Source organism: Streptomyces sp. NPDC052114 (genome assembly GCF_040680155.1).
Lineage (GTDB): Bacteria > Actinomycetota > Actinomycetes > Streptomycetales > Streptomycetaceae > Streptomyces.
This window is the reverse complement of sequence record NZ_JBFAWC010000013.1, coordinates 192,353-204,128: the sequence shown is the minus strand read 5'-3', so window position 1 is coordinate 204,128 and position 11,776 is coordinate 192,353. Positions and strand designations below refer to the sequence as shown.

10 protein-coding genes are annotated in these 11,776 nt (G+C 70.4%); 3 read left to right on the top strand and 7 right to left on the bottom strand.

Annotated features, from left to right (window positions below):
- Nucleotides 1-42: 42 nt before the first annotated feature.
- Nucleotides 43-525, top strand: a complete 483-nt coding sequence (locus tag AB0L89_RS27885) for a DUF3180 domain-containing protein (RefSeq protein WP_365146373.1) — start codon at nt 43-45, stop codon at nt 523-525.
- 181 nt (nt 526-706) lie between these two features.
- Here the strand turns inward: AB0L89_RS27885 and folE are convergent, their stop codons facing one another.
- The 6 genes from folE to dacB form a co-directional block, all read right to left on the bottom strand.
- Nucleotides 707-1,312 (bottom strand): GTP cyclohydrolase I FolE, encoded by a 606-nt coding sequence (gene folE, locus AB0L89_RS27880; protein ID WP_055701032.1) that lies wholly within the window; start codon nt 1,310-1,312, stop codon nt 707-709.
- Between the two features lie 113 nt (nt 1,313-1,425).
- A complete protein-coding gene (gene ftsH, locus AB0L89_RS27875; protein ID WP_365146369.1) occupies nt 1,426-3,450 on the bottom strand; it encodes an ATP-dependent zinc metalloprotease FtsH in 2,025 nt (674 codons plus the stop codon).
- A 184-nt stretch (nt 3,451-3,634) separates the two neighbouring features.
- Nucleotides 3,635-4,195, bottom strand: coding sequence for a hypoxanthine phosphoribosyltransferase (gene hpt / locus AB0L89_RS27870; RefSeq protein WP_055565725.1), 561 nt, complete (start codon nt 4,193-4,195; stop codon nt 3,635-3,637).
- 53 nt (nt 4,196-4,248) lie between these two features.
- A complete protein-coding gene (gene tilS / locus AB0L89_RS27865) occupies nt 4,249-5,280 on the bottom strand; it encodes a tRNA lysidine(34) synthetase TilS (RefSeq protein WP_365146366.1) in 1,032 nt (343 codons plus the stop codon).
- Nucleotides 5,281-5,518: 238 nt separating this feature from the next.
- Nucleotides 5,519-6,640 (bottom strand): zinc-dependent metalloprotease, encoded by a 1,122-nt coding sequence (locus AB0L89_RS27860; RefSeq protein ID WP_365146363.1) that lies wholly within the window; start codon nt 6,638-6,640, stop codon nt 5,519-5,521.
- A gap of 404 nt (nt 6,641-7,044) precedes the next feature.
- Nucleotides 7,045-8,511, bottom strand: coding sequence for a D-alanyl-D-alanine carboxypeptidase/D-alanyl-D-alanine-endopeptidase (gene dacB, locus AB0L89_RS27855; RefSeq protein ID WP_365146583.1), 1,467 nt, complete (start codon nt 8,509-8,511; stop codon nt 7,045-7,047).
- Between the two features lie 133 nt (nt 8,512-8,644).
- Here dacB and AB0L89_RS27850 point away from each other — a divergent pair, with 133 nt between their 5' ends.
- Both AB0L89_RS27850 and AB0L89_RS27845 read left to right on the top strand, forming a co-directional pair.
- Nucleotides 8,645-9,136 carry an inorganic diphosphatase gene (locus AB0L89_RS27850; protein WP_055701044.1) on the top strand — a complete coding sequence of 164 codons (492 nt, stop codon included), beginning with the start codon at nt 8,645-8,647 and terminating at the stop codon, nt 9,134-9,136.
- Between the two features lie 119 nt (nt 9,137-9,255).
- The gene (locus tag AB0L89_RS27845; protein ID WP_365146360.1) at nt 9,256-10,932 is read left to right on the top strand and encodes a threonine/serine exporter family protein; all 1,677 of its coding nucleotides are present in this window, start codon (nt 9,256-9,258) and stop codon (nt 10,930-10,932) included.
- 97 nt (nt 10,933-11,029) lie between these two features.
- Here AB0L89_RS27845 and AB0L89_RS27840 read toward each other — a convergent pair whose 3' ends face one another.
- Entirely contained in the window at nt 11,030-11,719 is a 690-nt protein-coding gene (locus AB0L89_RS27840) for a VTT domain-containing protein (RefSeq protein WP_365146357.1), read from the bottom strand.
- Between the last annotated feature and the right edge of the window lie 57 nt (nt 11,720-11,776).

The following is an 11,776-nucleotide window of genomic DNA, read 5'->3' as shown; positions in this document are numbered from 1 at the left end:
GGAGAAGGCGGTCGAGGCAAGCAAGTCGATGAAGGGTCACCCGTGAAGCAACTGCGCATCAGGACGCTGGCCGGCCTTTTCCTCGCGGCCGGAGTGCTGTCCTGGTCGGGCGCCCGGCTGTGGGACTCCGTGGGCACCCTGCCGCGGGTTCCGCTGGCCGCGCCCATCGTGCTCGCGGTGATCGCCGCCGTCCTCCTGGCGACGGCGCTCTCGCTGCGCTCGCGCCTGCGCGCCCAGCGCGAGCGCCGCCCCGGCGCGAAGGGCGTCGAGCCGATGATGGCCGCCCGCGCCGTCGTCTTCGGCCAAGCCAGCGCCCTGGTCGCGGCCCTGGTCGCCGGGATGTACGGCGGCACGGGCGCGTTCCTCCTGGAATACCTCGACATCCCAGGCCGCCGCGACCAGGCGATCTACGCCGGCCTCTCGGTCCTGATGAGCCTCGCGGTGATAGCAGCCGCCTTCTTCATGGAACGGGTCTGCCGCCTCCCCGAGGACGACGACGAGAACGGCGCGGCACCGGCGGCCTAGCGCCCCGCGCCACGGCCCCGGCCACGTGCCGGGCGCCGGAGGGCGCCACGGCCTCCCGCAGAGGCCCGCAGAGGCGCCCCAGCGCATCCTTGACGGCCACCCGCTGCCCCGCAGCGGGTGGCCGTCGGCCATCGGCCGCGGAAGAGACACGGGCAAGGACCGGCCGCGCCGGTCCGCCGGCTCAGCGGGCCATGATCAGGCTCATCGCCTCGTTGCGCGTCGCGGGGTCCCGCAGCTGGCCGCGCACCGCGGAGGTGATCGTCTTGGCGCCGGGCTTGCGGACCCCGCGCATCGTCATGCACATGTGCTCGCACTCCACGACCACGATGACGCCGCGCGGCTCCAGGATCTCCATCAGGGAGTCGGCGATCTGCGTGGTCAGGCGCTCCTGGACCTGGGGACGGCGGGCGTACACGTCCACGAGGCGGGCCAGCTTCGACAGGCCGGTGATCTTGCCGTCGGTGGAGGGGATGTAGCCGACGTGGGCGACGCCCACGAACGGGACGAGATGGTGCTCACAGGAGCTCATCACTTCGATGTCCTTCACGAGGACCATCTCGTCGTGGCCGAGGTCGAACGTCGTCGTCAGGACGTCCTCGGGCTTCTGCCACAGGCCGGCGAATATCTCCCGGTACGCCCGCGCGACGCGCGCCGGGGTCTCCAGGAGGCCCTCGCGGTCGGGGTCCTCCCCCACGGCGATCAGAAGCTCACGCACGGCGTTCTCGGCCCGCTTCTCGTCGAACTCGCCGATCGAGCTCTCGCCGTCCAGCGTCACCGGGTCGGTCATGTCCTGCCTCGTTCCTGTACGTCTCTCCACGCGGGCGTACGAAAGTGCCGCGCCCCCCAGGCTAGAACCAGGGGGGCGCGGCATCCATTCCGGGCCTGCTGAGACGCAGGGGGTCAGCTCTCGGGACGGTCCTCCGGGACCACCTCGACGGGCTGCTCCGTGCTGCCGGCGGTCACCGCGGGGGTGGCGCCGTTCGCACCGTTCGTCAGCGACAGCTCCTTGGGGGAGAGCACCGGCGGACGGGTCGAGGGCGTACGCCGCGTGGAGCCGGTCCACGCCGGACGGGCCGGACGCTTCACGATCCCGGCGAAGACCTCGGCGATCTGCTCCTTGCCGAGGGTCTCCTTCTCGAGGAGCTGGAGGACCAGGTTGTCGAGGACGTCGCGGTTCTCGACGAGGATCTCCCACGCCTCGTTGTGCGCGGTCTCGATGAGCTTCTTGACCTCTTCGTCGACCAGCGCCGCGACCTCTTCCGAGTAGTCCCGCTGGTGCGCCATCTCGCGCCCGAGGAACGGCTCGGTGTTGTCGCCGCCGAACTTGATCGCGCCGAGACGCTCGGTCATGCCGTACTGCGTGACCATCGCGCGAGCGGTGGCCGTGGCCTTCTCGATGTCGTTCGCCGCGCCCGTCGTCGGGTCGTGGAAGACGAGCTCCTCGGCCGCGCGGCCGCCCAGCATGTACGCCAGCTGGTCGAGCATCTCGTTGCGCGTGGTCGAGTACTTGTCCTCGTCGGGCAGGACCATGGTGTAACCCAGGGCCCGGCCGCGGGACAGGATCGTGACCTTGTGGACCGGGTCCGAGTTGGGGCAGGCCGCCGCGACCAGGGCGTGTCCGCCCTCGTGGTACGCGGTGATCTTCTTTTCCTTGTCGGACATGATCCGGGTCCGCTTCTGCGGGCCGGCCACGACGCGGTCGATCGCCTCGTCGAGCATGCCGTTGTCGATGAGCTTCTTGTCGCTGCGGGCCGTCAGGAGCGCGGCCTCGTTCAGGACGTTGCTCAGGTCGGCGCCGGTGAAGCCCGGCGTCCGGCGGGCGACGGCCGACAGGTCGACGTCCGGGGCGACCGGCTTGCCCTTCTGGTGGACCTTGAGGATCTCCAGACGGCCCTGCATGTCCGGGCGGTCGACGGCGATCTGCCGGTCGAAGCGGCCGGGGCGCAGGAGCGCCGGGTCGAGGATGTCGGGCCGGTTCGTGGCGGCGATCAGGATGACGCCGCCCTTCACGTCGAAGCCGTCCATCTCGACGAGCAGCTGGTTCAGCGTCTGCTCGCGCTCGTCGTGGCCACCGCCGAGACCGGCGCCGCGGTGACGGCCCACCGCGTCGATCTCGTCGACGAAGACGATCGCCGGGGCGTTCGCCTTGGCCTGCTCGAAGAGGTCACGGACACGGGAGGCACCGACACCGACGAACATCTCGACGAAGTCGGAACCGGAGATCGAGTAGAACGGGACGCCCGCCTCGCCCGCGACGGCGCGCGCGAGCAGCGTCTTGCCCGTACCGGGCGGGCCGTACAGCAGTACGCCCTTGGGGATCTTGGCGCCGACGGCCTGGAACTTCGCCGGCTCCTGGAGGAACTCCTTGATCTCGTGGAGCTCCTCGACGGCCTCGTCCGAACCCGCCACATCGGCGAAGGTCGTCTTCGGGGTGTCCTTGGTGATGAGCTTGGCCTTGGACTTCCCGAAGTTCATGACCCGGGAGCCGCCGCCCTGCATCTGATTCATCAGGAACAGGAAGACGACGACGATGAGGACGAAGGGGAGAAGGGAGAGCAGGATGCCGACGAAGGGGTTCTGCTTCGACGGGGAGACGGTGTAACCGTCCGGGATGTCCTTGCTCTCGTACTTGGTCTGCAGCGAATTGGCGAGGGCGACGCCCTGGTCGCCGATGTAGCTCGCCTGGATCTTGCTGCTGTCCTTGACCTTCTGGCCGTCCTTGAGCTCGACCTTGATGATCTGCTCGTCACCGGTGGTGAGTTTGGCCGACTCGACCTTGTTGTCGTTGATGGCCTGGACGACCTGGCCGGTGTCCACCGTCTTGTAGCCACCGGACGAGCCGACGACCTGCATCAACACGACCACGGCAAGGACGGCCAGCACGATCCACATGACTGGCCCACGGAAGTATCGCTTCACGTCCATCCATACGGAGCGATGACGCCCCGTCCCTCCTGCCATAGTGAGTTTGATAAAGACTGTTCTTCGGACGGTACCCCAGCATTGTGACCCGAAGCCGCACGGGAGGGCTGGCAATCCCGCCTTCGCATGCTCCAACGCGGGGAAACGGGTGAGGGTTCCCCGGCGTCGTCCGCCGCCCTACGGTGCGTCAGCCGCCGTAGACGTGCGGCGCGAGCGTTCCGACGAACGGGAGGTTGCGGTACTTCTCCGCGAAGTCGAGGCCATAGCCCACCACGAACTCGTTCGGGATGTCGAAACCGATCCACTTCACGTCGATCGCGACCTTCGCCGCCTCCGGCTTGCGCAGCAGCGTGCACACCTCGAGCGAGGCGGGCTCGCGCGAACCGAGGTTGGACAGCAGCCAGGACAGCGTCAGACCGGAGTCGATGATGTCCTCGACGATCAGGACGTGCTTGCCCTTGATGTCGGTGTCCAGGTCCTTGAGGATCCGCACGACGCCGGAGGACTGGGTGCCCGCGCCGTACGAGGACACGGCCATCCAGTCCATCGTGACGGGGGTGGACAGCGCGCGCGCCAGGTCCGCCATGACCATCACCGCGCCCTTGAGGACACCGACGATCAGCAGGTCCTTGCCCGCGTACTCCGCGTCGACCTTCGCGGCCAGCTCGGCCAGCTTCGCGTCGATCTCTTCCTTGGTGATGAGCACCGACTTGAGGTCGGTGCCCATGTCTTTCGCGTCCACCCGCATCACTTTCGGTCGTCCCACCGGCCGACCGGACCCGCGATGAGTGCGGTCTCCCGTCAGCCTTGCCGGATCACCAGTCTGCCACCCTGCCGCTGAGCCACGACTTTGCCCGGGAGATTGATGGCTCCCTGGCCGCGCCAGCCGGTGATCAGACGGTCGACCTCTTCGATGTGCCGGGCGAACAGGGAGCCGGCGGGTGCCCCGGCGTCGATCGCGGCCCGGCGCACGATGCGGCGGCGCACGGCGGGCGGCAGGGCGTAGAGCTTGGCGCACTCCAGGAGGCCGGCCGCGTCGCGCACGGTCGTGTCGGCCTGGGCGGCCCAGCTGTCGAGGGCGTCGGCATCGTCCCGGGACAGCTGGGCCGTCCGGGCGAGCGCCTCGACGACGCCCTTGCCGAGCGCCTTCTCCAGGGCGGGCAGGCCCTCGTGCCGCAGCCGGGAGCGGGTGTACGCCGGGTCGGTGTTGTGCGGGTCGTCCCAGACGGGCAGCGACTGGACCAGACAGGCCTTGCGGGCGGTCTGCCGGTCGATGTGGAGGAAGGGGCGGCGGTAACGGCCCGCGACCCCCGAGGTCGCGGCCATTCCGGACAGCGAGCGGATCCCGGAGCCGCGGGCGAGCCCGAGCAGCACGGTCTCGGCCTGGTCGTCACGGGTGTGGCCGAGCAGCACCGCGGCCGCTGAATGCCGTTCGGCGGCAGCATCCAGGGCGGCGTAGCGGGCGTCGCGGGCGGCGGCCTCGGGGCCGCCGTCACGGCCCACGTCGACGGCGACGGACTCGACCGGGGCCAGACCGAGGGCGGTGAGGCGCACGACGACCTCGGCGGCGCGCAGGTCGGAGCCGGGCTGCAGACCGTGGTCGACGGTGATGCCGCCGGCGCGGATGCCGAGCTTGGGGGCCTCGAAGGCGAGGGCGGAGGCGAGCGCCATGGAGTCGGCGCCGCCGGAGCATGCGACGAGCACGAGCGGCGGTGCCTGCTCGCGTGGGGGCGGGGGGCTGTGCGGGGAACTGCGCTGTACGTCTGTCAGTACGTCGTGGAGTACGCGGCGGACCGCCAGGCGTATCGCCGCGACCGCAGGATGGGGACCCATGTCCGGTTCCCTTCATGAAGTTCGGGGGGTGAGCCTCGGACCAATCACTCAGGACCCACTCCGGAGACCGGACCCGGCCTTCGCCGGGCCCCGGAATCCCGAGTTTTGGTCACTCAGAGTGTGTCGATGGTGACAGAACCGAGCCGTTCCCCGAGCATTGCACGCCTACCCATCGCCTACGGTCCCTCGGACGGGTGATTACGGGGGCGTTCTCCTGCCGTCGGCCGCATCCGGTCCCTCAGTCTCCCTTACGGTGCACCCTCGCGACCCAGTCCGCCGGTTTGGCGATCTCCGCCTTTGTGGGCAGTGTGTTCGGAGAGGTCCACACGCGGTTGAAGCCGTCCATGCCGACCTCGCCCACGACCGCGCGGACGAAGCGCTCGCCGTCGCGATATTGGCGCAATTTCGCGTCGAGGCCGAGGAGCTTGCGCAGTGCCTGGTCCAGGCGGCTCGCGCCGCGGGCCCTGCGCTCCTTGAACTTCTCGCGGATCTCGCCGACGGAGGGCACCACGTCCGGTCCCACGCCGTCCATGACGAAGTCCGCGTGGCCCTCCAGGAGGGACATCACGGCGGTCAGGCGGGCGAGGATCTCGCGCTGGCCCGGGGTCTGGACGAGCTCGACGAGGGAGCGTCCGCCGTCGTCCTCCTCGCCCTCGGGGCGGCCTCCGGCGAGCGACTGGGCGGCCTCCCTGATGCGCTCCAGGACCGTCATCGGGTCGACCTCGGTCTCGCCGAGGAAGGCCTGGATCTCGCCTTCCAGGTGGTCGCGGAGCCAGGGCACGGCGGTGAACTGGGTGCGGTGCGTCTCCTCGTGGAGGCAGACCCAGAGGCGGAAGTCGTGGGGGTCCACGTCCAGCTCGCGCTCGACGTGCACGATGTTCGGCGCGACGAGGAGGAGCCTGCCGCCGCCGTTCTCCCCCGCGGGGAGGTCGCGGGTGGCGGGGGCGAAGGTCTCGTACTGCCCGAGGACGCGGGAGGCGAGGAAGGACAGCAGCATGCCGAGCTCGACGCCGGTGACCTTGCCGCCGACCGCGCCGAGGACGGCGCCGCCCGCGCCGCCGCCGCGGCGGTCCTGCATCTTGTCCAGGAGGGGCTTGAGGATCTCGCGGAACCCCGCCACGTTCGCCCGGACCCAGCCGGCCCGGTCGACCACGAGGACGGGGGTGTCGTGCGTGTCCTCCGTGCCCATCTTCGTGAAGGAACGGACGTGTCCCTCCGAGGACTTGGCGTGCCGGCGGAGCTCGGCGACGACGGCGCGTGCCTCGTCGCGGCTCACCTCTGGGCCCGGCCGCACGAGCCGGGTCGCGGTCGCCACCGCGAGATTCCAGTCGACCATCTCCGCACCACCGATGCTCGTCATGCGTCAACGGTACGTGCTGGCTCCCTCTTGCGGAGGGGCTTGCACCCCACCTTGGCCCGGAGGTCGGCCCCTAGGGGGCTCTGCTGGGCGGGTGGGGCTTCTGTCCTCGGGCGCCGTTGGGGTGTGGGGCGTTCCCTCTGGTGCGGGTTTCGTGTGGCTTGTCGCGCCGTTCCCCGCGCCCCTTGGGGTGCCTCGGGTGTTTCTTTGTCCGCGGGCGGGATGTGGCTTGGCGCGCCGTTCCCCGCGCCCCTGCGGGGCGCCTCTGCTTCATCTTCGGCCTCGGGGAGTTCGTGGCTTGGCGCGCCGTTCCCCGCGCCCCTTTGGGGCGCCTCTGCCTGTTCTTCGTCCGCAGGCGGACTGTGGCTTGGCGCGCCGTTCCCCGCGCCCCTGCGGGGCTCGGGGCCTCAGCGGCAGCCGCAGTTCGCGACTGTTGAGGCCATGCGGTCCAGGGCCGACTGGGCGCCGTCCCTGTCCGTGGTGCCTGTGGTCATGAAGGCGAAGACCAGGAGGCGGCCGTCGGCGTCGACCACCGTGCCCGCGAGGGTGTTCACGCCCGTCAGCGTGCCGGTCTTGGCGCGGACGACGCCGGTGCCCGGGGAGTCCTTGGGGTAGCGGTCGACGAGCGTGCCGGTGAAGCCGGCGACGGGCAGGCCCGTCACCACGGAGCGCAGTTCGGGGCGGGCCGGGTCGGCGGCGTGCTCCAGGAGCGCGGCGAGCAGCCCCGCGGAGACCCGGTCGGCCCGGTCGAGTCCGCTGCCGTCGGCGAACTTCGCTCCGGAGAGCGGGAGCCCGAGCTTCTCCAGCTGGGCGCGGACCGCCTTGTCGGCGCCGTCGAAGCTCGCGGGCTCCTTCGCCGCGATCGCCGTCTGGCGGGCCAGCGCCTCGGCGATGTCGTTGTCGCTGTGGGTCAGCATCCGCTCGACCAGGGCGGACAGCGGCGGCGACTCGACCTTGGCGAGGGACTCGGCGCGGTCCGAGGCCTTGGAGGGGCCGGGGTCGGACTTGGCCGTGATGCCGTGGTCCTTCAGGAAGCCCGCGAACTTCTTCGCCGCGTCACCCGCCGGGTCCTTGGAGCGGTCGGCGGTCCCGCTGGAGGAGTCGTCGAGCCGGCCCTCGTCGGCCATCAGGGCGCTGACGTAGGTGAGGTTCTCGTTGTAGCCGATGGGGTGCTGCGTCGGTCCCGAGTACAGCGAGGTGTCGTACGAGAGCGTCACCTCGTCCACGCCGCGGGCCTTCAGCGCGCGGGCCGTGTCCTCGGCCAGGGAGCGCAGGCTCGCCGCGCCGTCGACGTACCGGCCCTCCTTGCGGGCGGTGAGGGTGGGGTCGCCGCCGCCGACCAGGACGACGTCCTTGGAGTCGGGCTCGATCACCGCCTTCGTGGCGATGCGGTGGTCGGGGCCGGCCGCGGACAGCGCCGCGACCGCCGTGGCGATCTTGATCGTCGAGGCGGGCGTCAGCGTGTCGCCCGTGCTCCTGCCGTAGACCCGTTTGCCGGAAGCCGCGTCGAGGACGACGCCCGCGCGCTCCGGGCCGAGCGCCGGGTCCTTGAAAAGCGGATCGAGTGCGTCCGCCAGGGCGCGGTCCGTCGGGGCGGGAGCCGTTCCCGCGGGCGCGCCGAGACCGGCGAGCACAGAAGGGGCGCTCGGGGCGGATTCGGGCGTACGACCGCCGTGATCTGCGCCACCCCCGCTCTCCTGGGAAGCGGCCCACTCCCGCTCGGCCGTACGCTGACCGGAGGAGTCCCAAGGGCCGGCCGCGGCCACCGCCCCGGCCGCGATGACCAGGCCGAAGGTGGCGGCACCAGCTGTGAGCTGCCAGGTCGTGAGCTTCCCGGCGAACCCGGTGAGCTTGGTGGCGGAAGGCTTGGACAGCTGTCTCAAAAGCTGTCGAGGCCGCTGCCAAGGCTTGAGCTCCGGCACGACGACCAGCCCCTTTCGCGATCACACATCTGCGTGAGGGACACTTAATCACCCGAAGTATGTGCTGATCATGGAGGAGCCACCCGTGGAGTTCGACGTCACCATCGAGATTCCGAAGGGTTCGCGGAACAAGTACGAGGTGGACCACGAGACCGGCCGGATCCGTCTGGACCGTCGCCTCTTCACGTCGACCAGCTACCCCGCGGACTACGGCTTCGTCGAGAACACCCTCGGCGAGGACGGTGACCCGCTGGACGCCCTCGTCATCCTGGACGAGCCCACCTTCCCGGGCTGCCTCATCAAGTGCCGCGCGATCGGCATGTTCCGGATGACCGACGAGGCGGGCGGCGACGACAAGCTGCTGTGCGTCCCGGCCTCGGACCCCCGCGTGGAGCACCTGCGCGACATCCACCACGTCTCCGAGTTCGACCGCCTGGAGATCCAGCACTTCTTCGAGGTCTACAAGGACCTGGAGCCCGGCAAGTCCGTCGAGGGTGCCGACTGGGTCGGCCGCGCGGACGCCGAGGCCGAGATCGAGCGTTCCTACAAGCGCTTCAAGGACGAGGGCGGCCACTGAGCCCTCTCGCCCCGGACGGGCCGCGTGACCCCTGGGGGCCGCGCGGCCCGTCCGTGTATCTGTGCCCATACTGGCCATACGAACGGTGCGTACGTGTCGTATGAGAAGTGAGGGCATCAGTGGCCGAGCAGGAGGCCGAGGACCGCAAGCCACAGTCGGACGAGGCCCGCAGCGCGTTCGCGCAGCCCAGTGGGGTGGTGGCCGCGCAGCCGCCGGCTCTTGAGGACGAGTCGCAGACGACGTCCGAGTTCGCGATCCCCACGGGTCTCACGACGCCCGCGTCGACGACCCAGGAGACCGAGAAGTCGGCGTTCACCACCCCTCACACCTACAGCGCCCGCAACGCCCCGCAGGCCTTCACGCCCGCCCAGGGCATCCCCCTGGTGAAGCTCACCAAGGAAGTCCCCTGGCAGGACCAGATGCGCACGATGCTGCGCATGCCGGTCGCCGAGCGGCCCGCTCCTGAGCCCGCGCAGAAGCAGGAGGACGACACCGGGCCCGCCGTGCCCCGCGTGCTCGACCTGACGCTCCGTATCGGGGAACTGCTGCTCGCGGGCGGTGAGGGCGCCGAGGACGTCGAGGCGGCCATGTTCGCGGTCTGCCGCTCCTACGGCCTGGACCGCTGCGAGCCGAACGTGACGTTCACGCTCCTGTCGATCTCGCACCAGCCCTCGCTCGTCGACGACCCCGTCACGGCCTCCAGGACCGTGCGCCGCCGGGGCACCGACTACACCCGTCTGGCCGCCGTGTTCCACCTGGTGGACGACATCAGCGACCCGGACATCGACGTCTCCCTGGAGGAGGCCTACCGCCGCCTCGCGGGCATCCGACGCAACCGCCACCCCTACCCCGGCTGGGCGCTCACGGCGTCCAGCGGGCTGCTCGCGGGCGCCGCGTCCGTGCTGGTCGGCGGTGGGGCCCTGGTCTTCGTGGTGGCCGCGGTCGGCGCGATGCTCGGCGACCGGCTCGCCTGGCTGTGCGCGGGGCGCGGGCTGCCGGAGTTCTACCAGTTCGTGGGCGCCGCGATGCCGCCCGCCCTGATGGGGGTTGCGCTCAGCTTCGTGCACACCGAGGCGTCCATGGCCTCCGCGGTCATCACCGGTGGGCTCTTCGCGCTGATCCCGGGGCGGGCCCTGGTGGCGGGCGTGCAGGACGGCCTGACCGGCTACTACATCACCGCGGCCGCACGCCTCCTGGAGGTCATGTACCTCATCGTGGGCATCGTCTGTGGCGTCCTGCTCGTGCTGTCGCTCGGCGTGATGCTGGACGCGACGAATCTGACCCCGGAGACGAAGTTCGGCGTGACCTCGTCGCGGCCGGTCATCCAGATCCTGGCGTCGATGGCGCTGAGTCTCGCCTTCGCGATCCTGCTCCAGCAGGAACGTCACACCGTGGCGATCGTGACCCTCAACGGCGGCATCGCCTGGGTCATGTTCGGTGCGCTCGCGCAGACCCCGCTGAAGCTCTCGCCGGTCGCGGCGACGGCCATCGCGGCCGGTCTGGTGGGCCTGTTCGGGCAGCTCTTCTCGCGCTACCGGTTCGCGTCCTCACTGCCCTATGTGACAGCGGCCATCGGGCCGCTGCTGCCCGGTAGCGCGACGTACTTCGGACTGCTCGCGCTGGCCCAGAACGACCTGAACACCGGCATCAACTCGCTCACCAAGGCCGTCGCGACGGCCCTGGCGATCGCGATCGGCGTGAACCTGGGGAGCGAGGTCTCCCGGCTGATCCTGAAGGTGCCGGGGGCCACCTCGGCGGTGAACCGCCGCGCGGCGAAGCGGACCAGGGGCTTCTAGGCCGCCGGGGCGCCCGTCCGCCCCCTCCCCGGCCCCCACGACGCGCGAAGGCCCCCGTACGACCTCGTACGGGGGCCTTCGGCGACCGAGCCGTCGGTCAGCGCTTGGCGTGGCGGCCGCGCTGCGCCGGGGCCGCGCCCGGGGCACCGGTCTCGGCCGCGGCCTTCTTGGACTTCCCGCGCGCCCGCAGGAACTCGATGATGATCGGCACCACCGAGATGAGGACGATCAGGATCAGGATCGCCTCGATGTTCTTGTGGACGAACTCGATGTTGCCCAGCCAGGCGCCCAGCAGGGTCACGCCCGCGCCCCACAGGACGCCGCCGATGATGTTGAACGTGATGAACGAGCGGTACCGCATGCCGGAGACGCCGGCGATGATCGGCGTGAACGTCCGCACGATCGGCACGAAGCGGGCCAGGACCAGGGACTTCGGGCCGTACTTCTCGAAGAAGTCGTGGGCCTTGACCACGTTCTCCTGTTTGAAGAGCTTGGAGTCCGGGCGGTTGAAGAGCGAGGGCCCGACCTTCTTGCCGAAGAGGTAGCCCGCCTGGTCGCCCAGGATCGCGGCGAGGCAGATCAGCACGCAGGCCAGCCACAGCGGGGTGTCCAGCTTGTTCGTGGTGATCAGCAGGCCCGTGGTGAACAGCAGCGAGTCACCGGGCAGGAAGAAGCCGATGAGCAGGCCCGACTCGGCGAAGACGATCAGCAGCAGGCCCCAGAGGCCGAACTGGTTGAGCAGGTAATCCGGATCCAGCCAGCTTGGTCCGAGCGCAAGCGTCGTCACGGTTCCGGGCTCCTGAGGGTGAGGGGGCGGTGCGGCGGCGGGTGCAGCCGCCCAAAG